The organism is Allokutzneria oryzae, from assembly GCF_042429765.1.
GTDB classification, from domain to species: domain Bacteria; phylum Actinomycetota; class Actinomycetes; order Mycobacteriales; family Pseudonocardiaceae; genus Allokutzneria; species Allokutzneria oryzae.
This window is the reverse complement of sequence record NZ_JBHLZU010000002.1, coordinates 19,223-39,083: the sequence shown is the minus strand read 5'-3', so window position 1 is coordinate 39,083 and position 19,861 is coordinate 19,223. Positions and strand designations below refer to the sequence as shown.

The window sequence follows — 19,861 nt, the reverse complement described above, 5'->3', positions numbered from 1 at the left end:
AACCGAGATTCCGGCACACGTCGCGAAGAAAAACGGCGGGACCGCACCCTGAACCAGTTCTTCACAAAGTTCTCAGCTTGCCGTGATAAGACGGCTTCGACCCGGTGCCGCCCTCGACCCGGGGGTTCCGAGGCCGGGCGGAGCCCGGACATTCGATCTTGTGCGGATGGGATGTGCACGGGAGCGGGTTCTTGGGGAACATCGGGGTATGCGCGTTGTGATCGCCGGTTCCTCCGGCCTGATCGGCTCGGCCCTCATCCCGGTGCTGCGGCACGCCGGTCACGAGGTGCTGCGCCTGGTCCGTCGTCGTCCCTCCGCACCGGATGAGCGCGGGTGGGACCCGTACGCGGGCAAGCTGGACGAGGGCGCGCTCGACGGCGCCGACGCCGTGGTCAACCTGTGCGGCGCCGGCATCGGCGAGCGGCGGTGGAACGAGGACCGCAAGAAGACCCTCATCACCAGCCGTGTCGTCCCCACCAGGCTGCTGGCCGAGGCGGTCGCCGAGCGCAAGGTGCCGGTGCTGGTCAACGGCTCCGCGGTCGGCTTCTACGGCGACACGGGCTCACGCGTCGTTGACGAGACCGCCACGGCGGGCGAGGGCTTCCTCGCCGACCTCTGCGAGCAGTGGGAGCACACCGCCGAGCGCGCGTCGGCCGGCGGGGCGCGGGTGGCGATGCTGCGAACCGGGTTGGTGCTCTCCCCTTCCGGCGGGCTGCTCGGCCAGCTGCGGCCGCTGTTCTCGATGCTGCTCGGTGGGCGGCTCGGCGACGGGCAGCAGTACATGCCGTGGATCTCCCTGGACGACGAGGTGGGCGCGATCCGGTTCGTGCTGGAGAACGAGTCGGTCAGCGGGCCGGTCAACCTGACGGGGCCCCGCCCGGCGACCAACTCCGAGTTCACGGCCGCGTTCGGCAAGGCGCTCGGGCGGCCCGCGCCGTGGGTCGTGCCCGGGTTCGCGCTGCGGCTGGTGCTCGGCGAGTTCGCCGACGAGGGAGCGCTGACCGGCCAGCGCGCCGTGCCCGCGGTCCTGGAGCGCACCGGGTACGAGTTCCAGCACCCGACGCTGGAGGCCGCGTTGGAAGCAGCGGTGGAGGACCGTTGACGAGGCCGTCCCGGCCGCTGCTCGCGTCGGTCGGCGCGGTGCTGTTCCTCGCCTGCCTCGTCCTGGGCGCCGTGGTCAACCACGACCCGCCCAGCATCGACGTCTGGTTCGTCGAGGCGTTCCGCGGTGAGCACGACGAGCTGCTCGGCCGGATCATCAAGCCGGTCACCGACGTGTTCGGCCCCGCGCTCGCCCTGGCGTTGATGGTCGCGCTGGTGTTCGGCTTCGGCTACTTCACCGGGCTGGGCGACGGCGCGCGGGCCGGGGTGATGGTGCGCGCGGCGCTCGTGCTCGGGCTGTCCTGGGCCGTGGTGCAGCTCAAGGGGGTGTTCGCCCGGACGCGGCCGAGGGTCTTCCCCGGCGAGAGCTTCCCCAGCGGTCACGTCACCGCCGTCACCGCGGTCGCCGTGACCACGGTGGTGCTGATCGTGTGGAGCGGGTGGAAGCTCGCGAGGTGGCTGCCCAGCGCGCTGGCGTTCATCGTGCTGCTGGCCGCCTCGTGCCGGGTCATGCTCGGCGTGCACTACCTGACCGACGTGATCGGCGGGGTCCTCGGCGCGCTGGGCATGGGACTGCTCGTGGCCGCGGCGGTGTGGCCGTCACGCGTCCAGAACGGGCACGACGGAGGAGTAGTGTCGAGCCGTGAGCCGTCCTGACATCTCCTGCCGGGTCGCAGGCACGCCGATCGAGGTCCGGCACCTCGGCCTGATCGACTACCTCCAGGCGTGGGACCTGCAACGCGAACTCGCCGAGGCGCGCGCCAACGGCACCGGAGCGGACCAGCTGCTGCTGCTGGAGCACCACTCGGTCTACACCGCGGGCAAGCGCACGCAGCCGGAGGACCGCCCGGACGACGGCACGCCCGTCGTCGAGGTCGACCGCGGCGGCAAGATCACCTGGCACGGGCCGGGGCAGCTGGTGGGCTACCCGCTGGTCGGGCTGGCCGAGCCGGTGGACGTGGTCGCCTACGTGCGCAGGCTGGAGCAGGCGCTGATCGTGGTGTGCCAGTCCTTCGGGCTGGAGGTCGGCCGCGTCGAGGGCCGCAGCGGCGTCTGGCTGGCCGGGGACGCCACCCGCCAGGAGCGCAAGATCGCCGCGATCGGCATCCGGGTGCAGCGCGGGGTCACCATGCACGGCTTCTCGCTCAACTGCGAGCCGGACACCAAGGCGTTCGACCGGATCGTGCCGTGCGGGCTGACCGGCGTCGGCGTGACCTCGCTGTCGGAGGAGCTGGGCCGCCAGGTCACCGTGGCCGAGGCGCTGCCGCTGGCCGAGCGCGCGGTGCTGGCCGCCCTGGAGGGCGAGATCCAGGTCAGCGAGATCAACATCGCCAGGACCGAGCCGAGCGCCCCGGGCATCACCTTCGCGCTCCAGAACTAGGACCGGCTGCGCGGCACCGCACTCCTCCTCTAGCATTCCGTAATTACGGAGAAACAGAGGGGGAGTGCTCGTGGTGCTCACCAGAAGAACCCTGCTCGGCGCGGCGGCCCTCGCCGTGCCCGCCACCCTCGTCCTGCCGAACACCGGCCTCGCGGCGACGTCGCGGGTCCCGACCACGCCGGACGGCTGGGTCGAGTGGCTGCGCGCGAACCGGCACCGGGTCGCCGTGCACCTCGACGACGGCAGGGGCACCGGCGTCACCCACCGGGAGAACGCCGCCCAGCCGGTGGGCTCGGCGATCAAGGTCGTGCACCTGGCCGCCTACGCCACGGCCGTCGCAGAAGGCCGCCTCGACCCGAAGCGCGGGGTGCGGATCGCCGACTGGGAGGCGTACTACCTGCCCAACATGGACGGCGGCGCGCACCCCGGCGCGCTGAAGCACCTGGGAATCCCCTTGGACCCCAGCGGTTTCTACGCGGCCGACCCGCAACGGGAGGTCACGCTCGACGACATGGTGCTCGCCATGACCACCTTCAGCGACAACGCCGCGACCGACTACCTCCACGAGCTGCTCGGCGAGCCTGGGCTGCGCAGGGCCGCCTCGGCGGCGGGCTGGTCGCACGCGGACATCCGGATGATCACCGGCGAGATGCTGATCGCCCTGCACGGCAGGGACGAGCACTCCGGCGCGGTCCGCAAGGCCGTCGGCCGGAAGCTGGCCAGGCGTTTCGCGGCCGACCCGAAGTACCGCGAGTGGGTGTTCGCCACCCTCTACCCCGAGCTGCCCGGCTACTCCGGGCTCGCGCGGTGGGTGGCGGGCACGTGGACGGCCCCGGCGCGGGACCTGGCGAAGCTGCACCGCGCGCTGGCCACCGGCCGCTACTGGCCCGCTGCCGCCGCGCCGATCGCCAGGACGCACCTGGAGCGCGCCTTCGGCCCGGACCCGGCTCCCGGCTTCGACTCCTTCGGCTTCAAGGGCGGCTCGCTGTCCGGCGGCATCCTGGCCATGGCTTTCGGCGCGCGCCGCAAGGACGGCACGGTCAGCTCCGGCGCGATGCTGTTCGACGAGCTGAGCGAGGCGGAGTTCGGCCAGCAGGACCCGCTGATCGGCATGGTGGTCAAGACCGCGTTCGACCCGGCCTGGCAACGGAGGGTGGCCGACGCGCTCGGAACCCGGCCAGGCATCCTCGGGGGATGACCGAGACCAAGCCGGACGCCGGCGACCTGGCGGCGAGGGTCGCCGAGCTGGAGCTCCGGGTGGCCGCGCTGGAGGGTCGCGCGGCGCCGGCGGAGCCCACCCGGGAGGACGGCGGCGGGTTGCTGGCGTACGAGGGAACCGTGACGCTGCACCAGGAGCTGAGCTGGAAGATCCTCTCCCGGCCGGAGCCGCTGCTGGCCCTGCCGGACGGTCCCCGCACCGAGGTCCTCGCCGCGCTGGGCAACCCGGTGCGGCTGGCCGTGGTCCGGTTGCTCGCCACGGACGGGCCGCAGCCGGCCGCCGCGCTGCAGGCCGCCGCAGGGCTCGGCTCGACCGGGCAGCTCTACCACCACCTCAAGGCGCTCACCGGCGCCCGGATCGTGGAGCAGGACGGGCGCGGCAGCTACCGGCTGCGCCCGCGGGCCACGGTCCCCGTACTGATCGTGCTGGCCGCCTCGTCGGACATCGCCGGCCAGCTGCACTGAACCTGGAGACCGCACATGCGTCGCCTGACCTGGTCCATCCACAACCACAGCGACTCCCCCATGAAGCTGCTCGTGGCGCGACTGCCCGACACGCCGAGGCAGTCCGTCGTCGGGCTCACCCAGGAGCCAGCGCCCTACGGCGAGACCGACGACGCGTGGCTGGTGGAGGTCCCGCCGGGCGAGCGGGCCAGCATGCGCGCGGAAGTCCTTGTGCACCAACTGAAACCCGAACGCTTGTCACCCGAGCTGACCGAGGGTGAGCGCGCGCGGTTCACGGCGTCGACCACGCTCGTGCCGCTGTCGGACACCATCCGTGCCGAGGCGGCGCGGCTCGCGGAAGGGCTCGAAACGCCGAGAGAGATCGCACGGGCGTTCTTCGACGAGCTCGTCAGCGACCGCTACCGCTACACATGGCCCTCCGGTGATCTCGGCGCCGAGGCCATGCAGCGGGACAAGGCCGGGGACTGCGGCGCGTACGCGTTCCTGTTCGTCGCGTGGTGCCGGGCGCTGGGCATTCCGGCCAGAACCGTCTTCGGCACCTGGGCGACCGGCCGCCTCCAGGCGCACGCCTGGGCGGAGTTCCACGTCGACGGGACCGGGTGGCTGCCGGTCGATCCGAGCTTCGGCTGGCTCACCGCGCACCAGCGCTGGCCCGCGCGCGGTCGCGAGGTGGTCGACCGCAACTTCGAGGACCTGCCGGGCGAGCGGATCGCCTTCAGCCACGACGCCGAGCACCCGTTGCCGGACGAGCTCGCACACGTGCCGGAGGCGGGGAAGGCCGAGCCGGACAGCCGCCGCAACGGCCGGACCGGGTGGGACGGAACGATGGTGATGGCCGGGCGGCACGTGCGGTGGGGCGCGGAGTCGTTGGCTGGCCGGGTCCCCTACCTCCAGCCCGCGTACCCGATCTACGAGGACGGCAACGCCGACAAGCGCGTCACGCTCGGCAGCTGGCTGGTCGAGACGCCGAGGACCAGGCTGATCGCCACGGTCGGCTACCTGCTGTCCGCGCTCGCGGTGCTGCTGCTGCCGTTCCTGGTCAAGGAGTCGGCGAACCCGGTCGCGGCGGTGATCGGCGTCGGAGCCGTCGTGGCGTTCGAGGTCTGGCTCATCGCGTCCAGGAGGACGGTGCTGCTGCCGACGGCGATCCTGTTGGCACTGCTCGGTTTCATGGGACAGAACCTGCTGACGTAGCGGCCAGGGGGCCGCCACGTCAGCGGTCCGCTCAGGACACCTGCGGGAAGACCTCGGTGGCGATCAGCTCGATCTGGTCGAGGTCGGTCAGGTCCATCATCTGGAAGTAGACGCGGGTGATCCCGGTCTTGTCCTTCCACTGCCCGAGCTTGTCCACCACCTCGGCAGGCGAGCCCGCGAGGCCGTTGCGCCGCAGCTCCTCGACCTCGCGGCCGATCGCGGCGGCGCGCTCGGCGAGCCGGGCCTCGTCCTTGGCGACGCAGCCGACCAGCGCGGCGGAGCGGACCACCGAGCGCGGGTCACGGCCCTTCTCCGCGCACGCCGCCGCCACGCGCTCGAACTGGGTGACCGCGGTGTCGATGTCGACGAACGGCAGGTTGAACTCGTCGGCGTAGCGCGCGGCCAGCTTCGGTGTGCGCTTGGCACCGACCCCACCGATCAGCACCGGCGGGTGCGGCCGCTGCGCGGGCTTGGGCAGCGCGGGCGAGTCGGTGAGCTGGTAGTGCTCGCCCTGGTAGGAGAAGGTCTCTCCCTCCGAGGTCTGCCACAGGCCGGTGATCACCGCGAGCTGCTCGGCGTAGCGGTCGAACCGCTCCCGCACGCCGGGGAACGGGATGCCGTAGGCGGTGTGCTCCTCGGCGAACCAGCCGGAGCCGATGCCGAACTCGACGCGGCCGCCGGACATGTGGTCGACCTGGGCGACGGCGATCGCCAGCGGGCCGGGGTGGCGGAAGGTGCCCGCCGTCATCAGGGTGCCGAGCCGGATCCGCGAGGTCTCCCGCGCCAGCCCGGCCAGCGTGATCCAGGCGTCGGTGGGCCCGGGCAGCCCGGTGACCCCACCCATCTTCAGATAGTGGTCGGAACGGAAGAAGGCGTCGTATCCGGCGTCCTCGGCGCACCGGGCCACCCGCAGCAGGTCGTCATAGGTGGCCCCTTGCTGGGGCTCGGTGAAGATCCTGAAGTCCACGAACGGCAACGCTAGTGGCCTGCGCCACTCACTGCCCAGTGATCGTCTCGGCGGGCGGCGGCGTCCAGCCGGTCTCCTTCAGCGCCCGCAGCCCGCTGACCACGCCCTCGATGCACCGGCCGATGTCCTCGCTCGCCTTCTTCTGGTCCTCGGCCGCGACGATCATGGTCGCCCCGCCGGCGAGCGCGCCGAAGAGCAGCCGCGCCATCGGCTCCTCCGGCAGGTCGCCGATGATGCCGGAGTCGATCAGCCCGCTGACCGCCGTGCGGACCAGGCCGAAGCTGAAGCGCTCCTCGGCCTCGCGCCACGCCTCGTAGCCCATCACCACCGGCCCCTCGTGCAGCACGATCCGCTGGTAGGCGGGCTCCAGGCAGACCTTGAGGTAGGCGCGCAGGCCCTCCATCGAGGTCTGCCACACGTCACCGGGCTGCGAGACGATCTCCGCGAGCCGGGACAGCATGTCCTGCTCCACGGCGTCGAACGCGGCCTCGAACAGCCCCTGCTTGCCGCTGAAGTGGTGGTAGAGCGCGCCCTTGGTCACCCGCGCCCTCCTGCACACCTCATCCAGCGAGGTGCCCGCGTAGCCGCGCTCGGTGAACAGCACCACTGCCCCGTCCACCAGGGCTTTCCTGGTGGATTCGGAGTAGTCAACCCGCCGCGGCCGCGCTGTCGCCATGCTCACAAGATTACGACATACCGAGAGTACGTACCGGTGGTATGGTGACCGTGTCGGCCATACCGACGGTATGGCGCAAACCCTGAGTATGACCGCGATCACGGCTGGGAGGCAGGCCATGAGCTGGGAGGACTTCTACCGTCGCCGGGACGTGCTGGACGCCGCGGTCACCACCGTCCGCGACCGGTCCGACGCCCGTCTGACCCTGACCGAGGTCCCCGGCGCGACCGCGGAGTTCGGCGACGCCGCCGAGCTGGCCGCCGCGCTGCACTACCGCTGGATGCTGCTGCTGACCGCCCGCGTCGACCTCGCGCTGCTGGAGACCGAGCGCTCCGGCGGCGACCGCGTCGAGGCCGTCACCGCGGCCTGGCAGCGCACCGCGGCCACCGAGCCCGCGCTGCGCCGGGTGCTCGACGCCAACCCGGTCCCCGAGGACGCCGCCGCCCGCGAGCGCCGCATGCTGGCGCTGGCCGCCGGGCTGGCCGAGGCCGGGGACAGCGCGGCGGAGATCGACCGGATCGGCGCGGCCTTCCTCGGCCTGGTGCGCAGCGCGCCCGCGCCCTCCGCCCGACGCAACCCGCTGAGCGGCCTACTCCGCAAGCTGGCACTCAGCGCCTGACAAACCGCACTGGCGAGAAGTGCTACTCACAGGTAGGTATGGGCCATGTCGAAGTGGACCGCGAACGACATCCCAGACCAGTCCGGCCGCACGATCCTGATCACCGGCGCGAACTCCGGGCTCGGCCTGTCCAGTGCGACGACGCTGGCGGCGAAGGGCGCGCGGATCCTGCTCGCCTGCCGCTCCGCCGAGCGCGGCGCGGCGGCGCTGGACCAGGTCGTGCGCGCGGCGACCGCCGAGCCCCCGGAGCTGGTCACGCTCGACCTCGCCGACCTGTCCTCGGTGCGCAAGGCCGCCGAGGACATCCGCGAGCGCACCGGCGACAAGCTGCACGTGCTGATGAACAACGCGGGCGTGATGGGCCTGCCGTTGCGCCGCACCGCCGACGGCTTCGAGGCCCAGATCGGCACCAACCACTTCGGCCACGCCGCGCTGACCTGGCTGCTGATGCCCGCGCTGCGGGCAACCGGCGCCGCGCGGGTGGTCACGCTGTCCTCGCTGGCCCACCTCCGCGGCGGGCTGCGGGTGGACGACCCGAACTTCGAACTGCGCCGCTACGACCCGGCCACCGGCTACGGCCAGTCCAAGCTGGCGAACCTGCTCTTCGCGTTCGAGCTGAACCGCAGGCTGGGCAAGGCGGGCTCCGACGTGCTCAGCGTGGCCGCGCATCCCGGCTTCACCAAGAGCGAGCTGTCCACGAACATGGCACGGGCGCGCGGCAGCAGGCTGCTCGAACGCGGCAGTGAGCTGGTGAACCGGGTGATCTCGCAGGACACCGCGACCGGGACGCTGCCGCAGCTCTACGCGGCGACCATGCCGGACGTGCGCGGTGGCGAGTACTTCGGGCCCAGCGGCGTGCTGGAGCTCTTCGGCTCCCCGCGCCGCGCCCGCGCCTCCGCCAACGCCCGCGACCAGGTGCTGGCCCGCAGGTTGTGGGTGGTGACCGCCGAACTGACCGGAGTCACACCGGACCCCTCCTGATTTCCGGACGAACGGGCGTAGGGTGGGCACGTGACCGTGGTTCCTGAGGGCCGCAAGCTGCTGCGGCTGGAAGTTCGCAACAGCGAGACTCCCATCGAGAAGAAGCCCTCGTGGATCAAGACGAAGGCGAAGATGGGCCCGGAGTACTCCGAGCTCAAGAGCCTGGTGAAGCGCGAGGGCCTGCACACCGTGTGCGAGGAGGCCGGCTGCCCCAACATCTACGAGTGTTGGGAGGACCGCGAGGCCACCTTCCTCATCGGCGGCGAGCAGTGCACCCGCCGCTGCGACTTCTGCCAGATCGACACCGGCAAGCCCGCTGACCTCGACCGCGACGAGCCGCGCAGGGTCGCCGAGTCCGTCCAGGCGATGGGCCTGCGCTACTCGACGGTGACCGGCGTCGCCCGCGACGACCTGGAGGACGGCGGCGCCTGGCTCTACGCGGAGACCGTCCGCCAGATCCACGAGCTGAACCCGGGGACCGGCGTCGAGCTGCTGATCCCGGACTTCAACGCCAACCCGGAGCAGCTGGCCGAGGTCTTCGGCTCGCGCCCGGAGGTGCTGGCGCACAACCTGGAGACGGTGCCGCGCATCTTCAAGCGCATCCGCCCCGCCTTCCGCTACGAGCGCTCGCTGGAGGTGATCACCCGCGCCCGCGAGGCCGGCCTGGTCACCAAGTCCAACCTGATCCTGGGCATGGGCGAGGAGCCGGAGGAGGTCACGGCCGCGCTGCACGACCTGCACGACGCGGGCTGCGACATCATCACCATCACCCAGTACCTGCGTCCCAGCCCCCGGCACCACCCGGTGTCGCGCTGGGTCAAGCCGCAGGAGTTCGTCGACCACTCCAAGGCCGCCGAGGAGATCGGCTTCGCGGGTGTCATGGCCGGGCCGCTGGTGCGCTCGTCCTACCGCGCGGGTCGCCTCTACACCCAGGCGGTCCGCCACCGCGGCGAGGAGGTCCCGGAGAACCTGCGCCACCTGAGCGAGCAGGGCACCGCCGCGCAGGAGGCCAGCGCCGTCCTCGCCCGCCAGTAGCGAACAAGGCCGAATGAGAGGGGCCGCGCCCACCCGGGCGCGGCCCCTTTCGCTATCCGCAGGCGGTGACGCGCGCGGCGGCCAGGCGCAACCCGCGCCGCCCGCCGTGGCGGTGCACCGCCTCCACCGCGAAGGCGCTGCACGAGACCGGCTGCGGGCACGCCACGGTGTAGCGGGAGACCAGCGACTGGTAGCCGCGCAGCGCGGCGAGCACGAGCCGCCTGGACGCCGCACCCTCTCCCACCAGGCGCGATGCTGCCATCAGGAGCGCGGAAGGCCTGGGCAGCAGCGTGAAGTTGCCGCCGCCACCACCGCCCCCGCCGTCCCCGCCACCACCGCCGTCACTGCCCCCGCCGCCGTCGGCGCCGGAGTTGCAGCCCCCACCGCTGCCGTTGTTCGAGGAAGCGGCCCCGCTCCACCCGCTGTTGCCTTTGCGTCGTGCCATCGCAACCCCTAACGATCGATCACCTGGCGCATCGGACGGTTTCGATCATTACGACTTATGACTCACCGCGCCAGGACTCTTCCGGCCCGCCGCAACACGCCGTGGTAGCCGCCGTATCCTGGAGGCATGGCCCCCAAGCAGGACAAGGCTGCCGCCAAGGAAGCGAAGCGCGCACGCCGCGAAGCATCCCGTCAGCGCCGCAAGCAGATCTTCGAGGCGTTCAAGATGCAGCGCCGCGAGGACCGCGGCCTGATCCCGTGGATGCTGGGCTCGTTCCTGGTGGTGGCGGGCGGCATCTTCGCTCTCGGACTCATCTGGGACATGCACTGGGTGTTCCTCGCCCCAGGCATCGCCTTCGGTGTGCTGGCCGCGGTGGTCATCTTCGGCCGCAGGGTGCAGCGCAACGTCTTCGGCAAGGCCGACGGCCAGCCGGGCGCGGCGGCGTGGGCGCTGGACAACATGCGCGGCAACTGGCGGGTCACCAAGGCCGTCGCGGGCACCACCCAGCTCGACGCGGTGCACCGCGTCGTCGGCCGCTGCGGCGTGGTGCTCGTCGGCGAGGGTGCGCCGCACCGGGTGAAGCCGCTGCTGGGCCAGGAGAAGAAGCGCATCGCCAGGGTGGTCGGCGAGACCCCGATCTACGACCTGATCGTCGGCAACGAGGAGAAGCAGGTCAAGCTGAAGGACCTGCAGCGCCACCTGACCAAGCTGCCCCGCAACATCACCAAGGCCCAGGTCGAGGTGATCGAGACCCGGCTCTCGGCGCTGGCGGCCCGTGGCGCGGCGATGCCGAAGGGCCCGCTGCCCCAGGGCGCGAAGATGCGCAACGTCCAGCGCGCAATGCGGAGGCGCTGAGCCGCTCCCCTGATCTATCGTCCGCGGCGTGCAGCACTCAGCGACACGCATCGCCGCGGCCCAGCTCTCCTCGCGACGCCGGGTCCGCACAGCGGTCCCGGCGTCGCCGTTCGTGGGCATGGTGTGCACCACCGGCCCGGCGTTCCTGTCCTCGGCGCTGCCCGCCGTGCCGGGCGCGCGCATCGACTCCCTCGGCGACTCCCTGGCCGTGCTGGCTGAGGCGTTCGGCGAGACCCCGCTGCGGTTCGAGATCATCGAGGAGTCCAGCCCCGGAGCGGTCGAGGCGCTCTCGGCAGCGGGTGTCCAGGTCGCGGAGACCTGCCCCGTGCTCACCGTCTCCACGGCCGACGTCGTTGCGGCACAAGCGGATTCAGACATCGCTGTCGAAGTGGTCCGCGACGGGCGGCAGCTCGCGGAGGCGCGAAGCGTTGCCACAGCGGCGTTCGGCCGCGTGGTCGACGGAGAACCGCTGCGCACCGACACGCGGGACGGAGGCCGAGTCCTGGTGCGGCACAAGGGAGTCGCGGTGGCGACGGCGGCGTGGAGCCCGGTGGTCGACGACATCGCCGAGCTGGTCGGCATCGGTGTGCACCCGGAGCACCAGGGCAGGGGGTTCGGCGCGCTGGCAACGGCTTCGGCGGTGCGGGCCTCGGGAGCGGAGCTGCACTGGCTGACCCCGGCCGACGCGGGAGCGGACCGCGTGTACCGGCGGGTGGGTTTCCGGCAGGCGGCGACCGCGGTCCACCTGGGACCGCCGCGCTAGCTACCGGGTGCTGAGCACGGCGGTGCTGACGACCTTGTCGTGCAGCCCACGGCCGTCGCTGTCGCTGACAACGGCGGGAATCACCAGGCACAGCAACAGGGTCCGCACGAGCACGCGGCCCGGGTCCGGGCGAAGACCGTCGATCTTGGCCAGTCGCATCCCGGTGACCGCGTAACCCAGGGTCCTGCCGAACAACGAGTGCGAGATGACGGTCACCGCGGCGAAGATCACCAACGCCGACAGCGACGGGTTCTGGGTGAGGAAGTAGGCGAGGGCCGCCGCGGGCAGCCAGTCCAGGACCAGCGCCAGGATCCTGCGGCCGAATCCCGCGAGCGAACCGGGACCGTGCGCGGGGAAGCCGAACCGCGCTCCGGCGTGGGTGACCTCGGGTTCGGTGCTCACGCTGTCAAGGGTAAGACCGGGTGGCGAAGGTGCCCCGACCAGGTGGGTCAAGGCACCGGACCGGGGTGCCGTTAACACTGAGGAAACACTGGGGTAGCGGTCGAGCAACACCGCGCACCTAGCGTCAGGTCCATGCCGGCGGCAATCCTGCACCGGCGGACAAGCCTCACGTGCGTGAAGGAGCCAACGAGGGTGTTCACCAATCCCGACGAGGTCCTGCGCTTCATTTCCGACGAGGACGTGAAGTTCGTCGATGTCCGGTTCAGCGACCTGCCCGGCATCATGCAGCACTTCACCGTGCCCGCCGAAGCGTTCGACGCCGACGCGATCGCCGAGGGTCTGGCCTTCGACGGCTCCTCGGTGCGGGGCTTCCAGCAGATCCACGAGTCGGACATGCTGCTGCTGCCCGACCTGGCGACGGCCCGCATCGACCCGTTCCGCGAGGTCAAGACGCTGATCGTCAACTTCTTCGTGCACGACCCGCTGACCCGCGAGCCCTACAGCCGCGACCCGCGCAACATCGCCCGCAAGGCGGAGCAGTTCATCGCCGAGTCCGGCATCGCCGACATCGCGTACTTCGCGCCGGAGGCGGAGTTCTACCTCTTCGACTCGATCCGCTTCTCCAGCAGCGAGAACGCCTCGTTCCACGAGATCGACTCCGAGGCGGGCTGGTGGAACACCGGCCGCGACGAGCCGGGCGGCAACAAGGGCTACAAGGTCAAGTTCAAGGGCGGCTACTTCCCGGTCACCCCGACTGACCACTTCGCCGACCTGCGCGACAAGATCTCGCTGACGCTGGCCGAGTCCGGCTTCACCGTCGAGCGCGCGCACCACGAGGTGGGCACCGCGGGCCAGGCCGAGATCAACTACAAGTTCAACACGCTGCTGCACGCCGCGGACGACCTGCAGCTGTTCAAGTACATCGTGAAGAACACGGCGTGGGCCGCCGGCAAGACCGCGACCTTCATGCCGAAGCCGCTCTACGGCGACAACGGCTCGGGCATGCACTGCCACCAGTCGCTGTGGAAGGACGGCGCCCCGCTGTTCTACGACGAGTCCGGCTACGCGGGCCTGTCCGACACGGCGCGGCACTACATCGGCGGCATCCTGCACCACGCCCCGAGCCTGCTGGCCTTCACCAACCCGACGGTGAACTCCTACCACCGCCTGGTCCCGGGCTACGAGGCCCCGGTCAGCCTGGTGTACTCGCAGCGCAACCGCTCCGCCTGCGTCCGCATCCCGATCACCGGCAACAACCCGAAGGCCAAGCGCGTTGAGTTCCGGTGCCCGGACTCCTCGGGCAACCCGTACCTGGCCTTCGCCGCGATGCTGATGGCGGGCCTGGACGGCATCAAGAACAAGATCGAGCCGCCCGCCCCGATCGACAAGGACCTCTACGAGCTCCCGCCGGAGGAGGCCAAGGACGTCGCGCAGGTGCCCGTGTCCCTGGACGAGGCCCTGAACAACCTGGAGAAGGACCACGAGTTCCTCCTCGAGGGCGGCGTGTTCACCGAGGACGTCATCCACACCTGGATCGCCCTCAAGCGCGAGCAGGAGATCGACCCGATCCGTCTCCGCCCGCACCCCTACGAGTTCGCCCTCTACTACGACGTGTGATGCGTCCGGGGCTCCGACCAGCCGTTTCCCCGGTCTGAGCCCCACCCAGGCCGTCTCCAGGCCGTCAGGGATGGAGAGGCCGTCAGATCGACCACAGACCGAGGGCCGGGTGACTACTTCAGTCACCCGGCCCTCGGTCTGTGGCGAACTGACCCAAAATCGCTTCATCAAGAAAAGAACCTGCGAGACCGGTTCAATACATCGTCATAAGTTAGGAGCTCCAGGTCAGACGCCGTAGCTCGCACGCGCTGACGCTCATAGGCATCGCCAAAGGAAGCCGATCGGCCAATTACGACGCAGATATCCGGCATATAGACCTCCATACCCAGGTGAACACGCGCCCATTTTGCCCGCGATGGATCAGCGAAGTAGTTTCGATATTCGATCAGCTGATCACGAGCCTCCTGCACTGAAGCCAGATACCCCAGCCTGTTAGTTTTCCTTCTCACGAGGTTAACCTTAGGCAGCTTGAGATCAACAATCTTTGGCGTGCCCACCCCGTCTGCATGCGGAAGCAGGATGAAGTCAGGAATCAGGTCAGCCTCCTCTTCTCGACGAAGAATCGGATGAGGAATAGCGCGCTCATAGTCGAGACCGAGAAGAAGTTGCGGATTTCGCTCAAAAAATTCCTGCAAATCTTGCTCCCGCACCGCCTCAGAGTTTATTAATCCTTCAAGCTCCTCAAGTGCATCAGCAGAAAATCCAAGAGTGGAACCTATAGCTTCCAGAGAAGTCGCCGAAACAGGAAGCAACCCCTGACCGACCTCCACCGCCCCAGACGTAAGGTAGCTCGCAGGCCGAAGCAGCAGTTTGTTACCAACGGGCATGATCACCAAGTTTTCATGCGACTGGGTAAATCTTTCAACCTCGGCAACAGCATTCGCGACCTTCCGTAGCTCCCTTGCCGCCTCGCCGATAGGATCCCCACTGACAGACTTCTGAATGAAGCGCAAAATGGGAATACCCGGACCATTTCGGCTACGAGACTTACTCTGGAGCCTACGCGCGATCGTCCTGAGCCAATGAGGAATATCAACTATCGCATAGTCCTTCGGACGGTTACGCGTGACCCAGTCAGGTTGCGAAATCTCCCACTCGAGAATCGCATCCAATCGGTAATCTTGCCCCGGAACAAAGGCTGGAAGCTCCTCTTCAAGATTCCAGGAATCGTCCCAATTCTGGATCAACCCCCTGAAAGTGACATTACTTGCCTGATCAATAGTTAATATCTGCTGACTGGAGTGCGCAAGGAAAGCTTCAACCTCAACAAGCTTGAAAAGCTTCAAAGTGTCAGCAACCGACGGAACCATCTTTAGCGTGGCCGCCAAGATTGACAAATTACTTATATGTCCATATTCGCTCGCAGCACGAACCATAGCCATCTCAAAGGAGCGGGTCGGATGCGTCCGACTACCACTCAACCACATGTCAGTGGCGCGTCGCGCAAGTCGAGCAGCGTCTGCCGGTTCAATCTTGGGTTGCGACAAAGACATACATGACCTCATTAGCTCGAACTGTCGCATCAATGAGCAGGAGCACCGAAGTCGAACTCAACTAAGCGACACCCCGAGCCACGCATCATATGTGGAAAAATGATAACCATTCAAGCAACAGTGGCACTCACAAGACTAACGATCCGCAGAAGATCCCATCAATCGCTCTTCGCGTTCGCTCATGGCTCGCTGGCATCAGGTGCGTGTACACGCGGAGCGTGAACGCAGGGTCAGCGTGCCCCAGGTACTCAGCAACCGCCCGGATGCTCACGCCTTCTTCCAGCAGCGACGAGGCGTAGAAGTGCCGCAGGGCGTGGAAGCCCTCTGCTCGTCCCGGCTTCTCCACTCCCGCCGCTTCGAGCGCTGGTTTCCAGACGTGGTGGTTGAACGAGTGCCGATGGAGTTGCTTCGACTCGCGCGTGTAGATCAACAGCGGCACGGTCACCGGCTTGCCGTCGGCAGAGCCCCACGGCAACGTGATCCGCAGCGGCTTGTACTTCTTCGTGTGCGCCTTGATCGCAGCCGCGACACTGGCAGGCAGCGGAATGTCACGGCTCTTCCCGTGCTTCGGCGACCCGAAGATCATCTTCCCGCGCACGATCTTGATCTGACGCAGCACGTGAATGACGCCCTCAGACTCGTCAACATCGTCTGGGGAGAGTCCGAACACCTCGCCCTGACGAAGCCCGCAGCCAGCGCCGAGGTTCACGCCACTGGTGGTGGCGTCCCGGCTGGCGCGTTGGCCGCCGCTTCTACACATGGCACCTGACGTTCGAGGGCCAGGCCGAGCTACATCGTCTGGTCTCCGAGTATCAGGCCGCCTTGCGCGGGTTCCCCTGCTTGGACCTCATCCCGCAGCAATGGCTGCACCTGACGATGCAAGGCGTCGGCTTCACCGACGAAGTCTCAGACGACGACGTTCGGCGCATAGCCGAAGCCGCTCAAAGCGCCTGGCGAACATGGGGCCCGTGACGCTCACCTTTCACCGCCCCGTGGTGTTCGAAGAAGCCATCGTCTTGCCTCCTACTCCCGCCGACGCAGTGCACCGAATCCGCGCCACCATTCGGGAAGCCATCGCCGACGTCTGGGGACCGGACCGTGTACCCGAGTCCGAACATGCATTCCGCGCCCATGTCAGCGCCGCCTACATCAACGCGGAAAGCCCGGCCACGTCTATCACTGACGCTCTGTCTGCGCTCGACACCGAGTCCGCGTCCGCCAAGGTCTCCGCAGCTTCGTTGATCACGCTTGGACGCGACGAACACGTGTACACCTGGAGAGCCTTCGCGACGGCGCCGCTCGCACGATGACCGGTTTCTCGCGGCAGCCGTGTTCAATCCGTTTACTCATTGGATGAGCGTGTCAAGCCGTGGTCTATACAGGCTCCGCCAAGCGCACCGACGCCTAACGTCGTCCCCAATCGGGGGATAGATGGGGAGCATAGAGCCAGGCAGCTGCATTAGCTGTCGCTGGCCCCTGCCCGGTTGAGTCTCACCCCGGCTTGCCAGCTCGTGTAACGATTCGTGCACCTAGTGTAACCAAGAGCGGGCAGTGCGCGACGTTCGTCTACACGAGACACTGCGTCGTCGGAGGGCAGCATGAGTACCGCTCAACATAAGCGGATTGCGACTAGCGCCTACCAAGCATTGCGCAATGCGTTACCTGTTATCGTCTGGTACAGGAACAGCTTTAATAGGTACGTTAGAACTGCACTTCGACAGCATCCAGAATTGATCCGTGGTATTAACTTTGACGACATGAGCAAGCGCGAGGTTGCGGACGAACTCATCGACCGCATGATGCGCGACGAGCGCGTCTATCAAAATGCAACACTTCAGCTGATGCTGGAAGTTGCTAACATGAAGCGATTTCCCGAGCTAGAACGGCATTCTGACAGCGAGCATCTGCTAACACAGGCTCGCGATGCTGTCGCCGAGCTTAAGAGGCAGACGTCTACTCATGAGCAGCTAATTCTAGAACGTCAACGCGCCGAAGCGGAGCGTGCCGCATATGCCCAACAGGTGGAGTTGCAGCGCCGATTTGCAGACGAACTAGAAGAGCTGAAGCAGGAATTTCATCAACTAGCTTCCCTGGAAACTCAACCACAACAGCGCGGTCGACAGTTTGAGAAGTTCTTAAATCGACTGTTCGGCATCTTCGACTTGGACCCTCGGCTATCTTATGAGCTAAGATACGAACAAATTGACGGCGCATTTAGCTTCGATACCGACGATTACATACTCGAAGCGAAGTGGACAAAGAAAAAAGTTGACGTCAAGGACGCAAATCACTTCTCCGAAAAAGTGCGAGACAAAGGCAAGAATGCCCTCGGGCTCATAGTCAGCGTCAACGGCTTTACCGGTGATGCTATCGAAAAGTACAGCCGGAGGACACCATTCATGACCATGGATGGAGCTGATCTCTTTTTGGTTCTTGAACAGCGGGTCCGGCTGGATGACCTTCTGCGCCGAAAGAAGCGGCATGCGAACGAGACGGGAGAATGCTACTTCCCCGCAAATCGCCTGTTTGAATAGCGCGCATGATCGTCGGTGACCTGCCCTATCTGTAAATAAGGGTACGCCGTCTAAGCATGGACGGTTCGAGTGACGCGTCGTGTCATCAGTAACCGACGCTCGAGGTTCGTCGATTAGTGCTTCGTCGGAGCAGTGGAGGCAGCAATGGGGTTCTCAGTCAAGATCGCGCCTGGTGTCCGGATCCGAGCGTCGAGTCGTGGCATACGCGCCAGTGTCGGACCGAGAGCAGCACGGCTACACGTCGGAGGTGGCCGAACTGGGTTCTCCTCCGGCGTAGGCCCAGTGGGGGTATACACCTCCCTGTCTGGCTCGCGGCGGTCGACCAGTGGAGTACGTCGTGGTGGAGCTGGTGTCGCTACGTCCCAGCGCACCCTGGCACAGGCTGCCAAAGCAGAGGCAGCACAGGAGTTGCAGGAGGCATTGACCAGGATCTTGACCTTGCACCAACAAGACTTCCCGAGCGCGACCCGGCCTGTGGCCGCCGAAGGCAATCCCGTACCGGCCCGCGCGGTGCGTTCCAGACACCGCAAGGACAAGCTCAGGGGCATCGGGATATTCAAGCGTTCCGCTCGACGTGCAGCCAAAGCGGAAGCCGAGGCCGCTGCGGACGAGGAGATTCGGCAACTGGAACAGCGGAGGAATCGCGACAGAGCGAAGCGCCAGGCAAAACTGGATCACTGGTGGTCGGCGCTCAACGCCAACGACGAGGACGTGGTCCTAGGCGTGGTCGCGGCTGCCTTTGACGACAACGAGGCACCGGCGGCGCCCGTAGGCGTAGAGGGCTCCGAACTTACCGTCGTCGTACTTGTCCCCGGTGTCGAAGCCGTGCCCGAAAGGAAACCGACTACCACTGCGGCGGGCAACCTCAGCTTGAAGAAGCTGACTAAGACGGAACGCTTCAGCCTCCACACCGTTCTCGTCTCGTCCCACGTGCTGCTTACCGTCCGCGAAGCTCTCGCGGTGGCACCGGGAATCAGCGCCATCAGAGTGATCGCGTTGCAGCATGCCCGTACCGACGCGTTCGGGAAGCAATCGGTGGACGTGGTGATGGCCGCACTCTTCGACAGAGCCCGCCTTGCAGCAGTGCGTTGGGACAGCACCGAGGCAAACATCATCGTGCATGACGCCGCCACCGAGCTTGTGGTCGACCTCAAACGTACGACCCGTGAATTGCTTCCCATCGACCTGGTCAAGGAGCCAGCTATCGCCGATCTCATGGCCCGGGTAGAGATCGGCGAACTAATCGAACGCTGAAGACCTGGACACCGCCACTGCGATGTGGCCCACAAGCGGGTCTCCCCTCGACCCGCCAAAACATGTAGGAATTGCGTACTGCCGAATTTGGCTCTATGGGATCAAGAGCGCGCCGCCAGCGGCGGCGCGCTGTGACCGTTGCCTTGGCAGCCGGGCCGCATCCATCCCCGGCAAGGGCGGCCTCCCGCTTCGCTACGGCCGCCTGCCGGGCGGCGCGGCCCGCAGCCTGGCGGAGAGCGCCGCCGCCGACGGCGCGCACGACACAACGAGCTTCCGGCGACCCAAGTCCGTGACGATCGCGCAGTGCGAACCCTGGTCGAGTGGCCGGGGCGATCGACGCCCGCCGACGCTTCGCGCCAACGGCCCACGGATCTTGTGGTGCGACGAGGCAACCAAGATCAGGCCGTCTCCAGGCCGTCAGACGTGGATCAGCGTCGGTCAACGATGATGAACGTCGAGAACGAACCAGCAGGTCAGACAAAGGTCAACAGCGCGAACCGCCGGTAGCTGGCGACCGCTGACAGTCCTACGACGTCTGATGCGAACCGACTGACCGACGCGCCGAGGGCCGGGTGACCACTCCAGTCACCCGGCCCTCGGCCGTTTCCGCCGTCACGCCGCTTGCTTCCCGAAGACCTTGCCCCCGGCCGTCCAGGTTCGCTCGTGGCTCGCGGGCATCAGCTGCGTGTGCACGCGGAGCGTGAGGGCCGCGTGGAACTTCACGCGCCCCTCGTGATCATTTCTTGGACTTCCTCAACAACCTCCACGCCTCGAACACAAAAACAAGAATGGCACAGTAGAGAAAAGCTGCCACTACACCACTAGGGGGCTGCCCATAGCCGGACACCCAGTAGAACCCTC

21 protein-coding genes are annotated in these 19,861 nt (G+C 67.5%); 15 read left to right on the top strand and 6 right to left on the bottom strand.

What is annotated here, in order from left to right:
* Nucleotides 1–208 precede the first annotated feature (208 nt).
* The 6 genes from ACFFQA_RS00535 (at nucleotide 209) to ACFFQA_RS00510 (ending at nucleotide 5,359) form a co-directional block, all read left to right on the top strand.
* The gene (locus ACFFQA_RS00535) at nucleotides 209–1,102 is read left to right on the top strand and encodes a TIGR01777 family oxidoreductase (protein WP_377849499.1); all 894 of its coding nucleotides are present in this window, start codon (nucleotides 209–211) and stop codon (nucleotides 1,100–1,102) included.
* A complete protein-coding gene (locus ACFFQA_RS00530; protein WP_377849498.1) occupies nucleotides 1,099–1,758 on the top strand; it encodes a phosphatase PAP2 family protein in 660 nt (219 codons plus the stop codon). The genes ACFFQA_RS00535 and ACFFQA_RS00530 overlap by 4 nt, the downstream gene beginning before the upstream one ends.
* Nucleotides 1,745–2,482: a lipoyl(octanoyl) transferase LipB gene (gene lipB, locus ACFFQA_RS00525; RefSeq protein WP_377849497.1), complete on the top strand. Its 738-nt coding sequence runs from the start codon at nucleotides 1,745–1,747 to the stop codon at nucleotides 2,480–2,482. Before ACFFQA_RS00530 ends, lipB begins: the two co-directional genes overlap by 14 nt.
* 70 nt (nucleotides 2,483–2,552) lie before the next feature.
* Entirely contained in the window at nucleotides 2,553–3,680 is a 1,128-nt protein-coding gene (locus tag ACFFQA_RS00520; RefSeq protein WP_377849496.1) for a serine hydrolase, read from the top strand.
* Entirely contained in the window at nucleotides 3,677–4,165 is a 489-nt protein-coding gene (locus tag ACFFQA_RS00515; protein WP_377849495.1) for a helix-turn-helix domain-containing protein, read from the top strand. Before ACFFQA_RS00520 ends, ACFFQA_RS00515 begins: the two co-directional genes overlap by 4 nt.
* 15 nt (nucleotides 4,166–4,180) lie before the next feature.
* Nucleotides 4,181–5,359: a transglutaminase domain-containing protein gene (locus ACFFQA_RS00510; protein WP_377849494.1), complete on the top strand. Its 1,179-nt coding sequence runs from the start codon at nucleotides 4,181–4,183 to the stop codon at nucleotides 5,357–5,359.
* 31 nt (nucleotides 5,360–5,390) lie between these two features.
* Here ACFFQA_RS00510 and ACFFQA_RS00505 read toward each other — a convergent pair whose 3' ends face one another.
* The gene (locus tag ACFFQA_RS00505) at nucleotides 5,391–6,326 is read right to left on the bottom strand and encodes an LLM class F420-dependent oxidoreductase (RefSeq protein ID WP_377849493.1); all 936 of its coding nucleotides are present in this window, start codon (nucleotides 6,324–6,326) and stop codon (nucleotides 5,391–5,393) included.
* Between the two features lie 28 nt (nucleotides 6,327–6,354).
* Nucleotides 6,355–7,002 carry a TetR/AcrR family transcriptional regulator gene (locus ACFFQA_RS00500; protein WP_377849492.1) on the bottom strand — a complete coding sequence of 216 codons (648 nt, stop codon included), beginning with the start codon at nucleotides 7,000–7,002 and terminating at the stop codon, nucleotides 6,355–6,357.
* Nucleotides 7,003–7,120: 118 nt separating this feature from the next.
* Here ACFFQA_RS00500 and ACFFQA_RS00495 point away from each other — a divergent pair, with 118 nt between their 5' ends.
* From ACFFQA_RS00495 to lipA, 3 genes are read left to right on the top strand one after another with little or no spacing between them, the layout of a single operon-like run.
* Nucleotides 7,121–7,621 carry a hypothetical protein gene (locus ACFFQA_RS00495; RefSeq protein WP_377849491.1) on the top strand — a complete coding sequence of 167 codons (501 nt, stop codon included), beginning with the start codon at nucleotides 7,121–7,123 and terminating at the stop codon, nucleotides 7,619–7,621.
* Nucleotides 7,622–7,666: 45 nt separating this feature from the next.
* Nucleotides 7,667–8,602: an oxidoreductase gene (locus ACFFQA_RS00490; RefSeq protein WP_377849490.1), complete on the top strand. Its 936-nt coding sequence runs from the start codon at nucleotides 7,667–7,669 to the stop codon at nucleotides 8,600–8,602.
* Between the two features lie 30 nt (nucleotides 8,603–8,632).
* Nucleotides 8,633–9,637: a lipoyl synthase gene (gene lipA, locus ACFFQA_RS00485; RefSeq protein WP_377849489.1), complete on the top strand. Its 1,005-nt coding sequence runs from the start codon at nucleotides 8,633–8,635 to the stop codon at nucleotides 9,635–9,637.
* A 52-nt stretch (nucleotides 9,638–9,689) separates the two neighbouring features.
* On the opposite strand, the gene yidD is transcribed toward lipA, so the two are convergent.
* Nucleotides 9,690–10,082, bottom strand: a complete 393-nt coding sequence (yidD, locus tag ACFFQA_RS00480; RefSeq protein ID WP_377849488.1) for a membrane protein insertion efficiency factor YidD — start codon at nucleotides 10,080–10,082, stop codon at nucleotides 9,690–9,692.
* Between the two features lie 126 nt (nucleotides 10,083–10,208).
* On the opposite strand from yidD, the gene ACFFQA_RS00475 reads away from it, so the two are divergent.
* Both ACFFQA_RS00475 and ACFFQA_RS00470 read left to right on the top strand, forming a co-directional pair.
* Nucleotides 10,209–10,937, top strand: a complete 729-nt coding sequence (locus ACFFQA_RS00475) for a DUF4191 domain-containing protein (RefSeq protein WP_377849487.1) — start codon at nucleotides 10,209–10,211, stop codon at nucleotides 10,935–10,937.
* 28 nt (nucleotides 10,938–10,965) lie between these two features.
* On the top strand, nucleotides 10,966–11,700 hold the full coding sequence (locus ACFFQA_RS00470; RefSeq protein WP_377849486.1) for a GNAT family N-acetyltransferase: 735 nt from the start codon (nucleotides 10,966–10,968) through the stop codon (nucleotides 11,698–11,700).
* On the opposite strand, the gene ACFFQA_RS00465 is transcribed toward ACFFQA_RS00470, so the two are convergent.
* The gene (locus ACFFQA_RS00465; protein ID WP_377849485.1) at nucleotides 11,701–12,102 is read right to left on the bottom strand and encodes an RDD family protein; all 402 of its coding nucleotides are present in this window, start codon (nucleotides 12,100–12,102) and stop codon (nucleotides 11,701–11,703) included.
* Between the two features lie 192 nt (nucleotides 12,103–12,294).
* Between ACFFQA_RS00465 and glnA the strand changes: the two genes are divergently transcribed.
* Complete coding sequence (gene glnA, locus ACFFQA_RS00460) at nucleotides 12,295–13,719, top strand: type I glutamate--ammonia ligase (RefSeq protein WP_377850183.1); 1,425 nt, start codon at nucleotides 12,295–12,297, stop codon at nucleotides 13,717–13,719.
* A 167-nt stretch (nucleotides 13,720–13,886) separates the two neighbouring features.
* Here glnA and ACFFQA_RS00455 read toward each other — a convergent pair whose 3' ends face one another.
* Both ACFFQA_RS00455 and ACFFQA_RS00450 read right to left on the bottom strand, forming a co-directional pair.
* A complete protein-coding gene (locus ACFFQA_RS00455) occupies nucleotides 13,887–15,047 on the bottom strand; it encodes a Shedu anti-phage system protein SduA domain-containing protein (RefSeq protein WP_377849484.1) in 1,161 nt (386 codons plus the stop codon).
* Nucleotides 15,048–15,339: 292 nt separating this feature from the next.
* On the bottom strand, nucleotides 15,340–15,921 hold the full coding sequence (locus ACFFQA_RS00450) for a tyrosine-type recombinase/integrase (protein WP_377849482.1): 582 nt from the start codon (nucleotides 15,919–15,921) through the stop codon (nucleotides 15,340–15,342).
* Nucleotides 15,922–15,970: 49 nt separating this feature from the next.
* Between ACFFQA_RS00450 and ACFFQA_RS00445 the strand changes: the two genes are divergently transcribed.
* From ACFFQA_RS00445 to ACFFQA_RS00435, 3 genes are all read left to right on the top strand, one after another.
* Nucleotides 15,971–16,522 (top strand): 2'-5' RNA ligase family protein, encoded by a 552-nt coding sequence (locus ACFFQA_RS00445; RefSeq protein WP_377849481.1) that lies wholly within the window; start codon nucleotides 15,971–15,973, stop codon nucleotides 16,520–16,522.
* Nucleotides 16,523–16,969: 447 nt separating this feature from the next.
* On the top strand, nucleotides 16,970–17,746 hold the full coding sequence (locus ACFFQA_RS00440) for a restriction endonuclease (protein ID WP_377849480.1): 777 nt from the start codon (nucleotides 16,970–16,972) through the stop codon (nucleotides 17,744–17,746).
* A gap of 420 nt (nucleotides 17,747–18,166) precedes the next feature.
* Entirely contained in the window at nucleotides 18,167–19,000 is an 834-nt protein-coding gene (locus ACFFQA_RS00435) for a hypothetical protein (protein WP_377849479.1), read from the top strand.
* The last annotated feature ends 861 nt before the right edge of the window (nucleotides 19,001–19,861 follow it).